Annotated in this window: 1 protein-coding gene; it reads left to right on the top strand. The window is 61.0% G+C overall.

What is annotated here, in order from left to right; all coding sequences use genetic code 11:
• On the top strand, window positions 1-1,346 hold a 1,346-nt coding region (locus WH277_RS01790), incomplete at both ends, for a sigma-54-dependent Fis family transcriptional regulator (protein WP_339504043.1).

Here is a 1,346-nt window from a genome sequence, read left to right as displayed (position 1 = left end):
GCTTTGCACTGGCACCGGGGAATCTCTGGAGTGAGTGCGGGCGCGGTACGAATGCCATCGGCACCGCACTGGCGATTGATGACTGTTGTGAAATCGACGGCCAGCAGCATTTTCTGACCAGCAACCAGGGGCTGTATTGCGCGGCGATCCCGCTGCAAAGCCCTGGCGGACAGATTGCCGGGGTACTGGATATCTCCGGCCCGGCGCACTTTGCGCATCCGCACACCCTGGCGTGGATCAAAGACGCCGCGAAGCAAATCGAGTATCTGTGGGTCAAGCAGAGCCTGCACCCCGATCAGTGGCTGATGAGTCTGCACCGCCAGGTTCAGGGCATTGACCGCGTGGAAGAGCTGCTGCTGGTGTTCTCTGACAATATTCTGATGGCCGCCAACCGCGTGGCGATGCGTGAACTGGAACTGGGCGCGGAACAGTTGGGTTGCCTGACCTTCCAGCAGTTGTTCCCACAGCTGGCACAACAGGCCAATCAGGTGCCACAGCCGCTCACCACCCGCAGCCAGCAGCACTATTTTTTCCGACTGCGTGCCCCGGCCCGCACACATTTTGCCTCGGTCGCGCTGACGCCATCCACGCTGCCCTTTTCGCTGCGTGATGGCGGCGAGAAGATGGTGCGGCTGATCAATGCGGGGGTGTCGCTATGTCTGCAGGGTGAAACCGGTAGCGGTAAGGAGTATGTCAGCCGGGCGCTGCATCAGCAGAGCCGCTGGCATCAGGGGAAGTTTGTCGCCATCAACTGTGCCGCCATCCCGGAATCGCTGATCGAATCAGAGCTGTTTGGCTATCAGTCCGGTGCCTTTACCGGGGCCAGTAAGAGTGGCTATATCGGGAAAATTCGTGAAGCTGACGGCGGCGTGCTGTTCCTTGATGAAATTGGCGATATGCCGCTGGCGCTGCAAACCCGTCTGCTGCGCGTGTTGCAGGAGAAAGAAGTGGCCCCGCTCGGCTCCAGCCGCAGCTGGCCGGTGAGTTTTGCGGTGATCTGCGCGACCCACCGTAATCTGCCGCAGTTAGTGGCTGAGGGCGCGTTCCGTGAGGATCTGCTTTACCGCCTGCAGGAGTTCTCTCTGACGCTGCCACCGTTGCGCGACTGGGCAGAACTGCCTGCCTTTATTCGCCAGCTCTGGCAGGAACTGGGGGGTGAGCAGCGTGGTATTGAGATGACGCCACTGCTGCTGGGTACCCTGGCGCAACAGCCGTGGCCGGGTAACGTGCGCCAGTTACGCAGCGTACTGAAAGTGCTGCTGGCGCTGGCCGATGATAACGACGTGCTGGATTGCGACAGCCTGCCTGCGGAGTATCAGCTGGCGGTGAGTGAACCGCTGCCTGCA

It is taken from the genome of Erwinia sp. MYb416 (assembly GCF_037479575.1).
In the GTDB taxonomy this organism is placed as follows: Bacteria; Pseudomonadota; Gammaproteobacteria; order Enterobacterales; family Enterobacteriaceae; genus Erwinia; species Erwinia rhapontici.
This window is presented reverse-complemented; position numbering and strand designations above follow the sequence as displayed.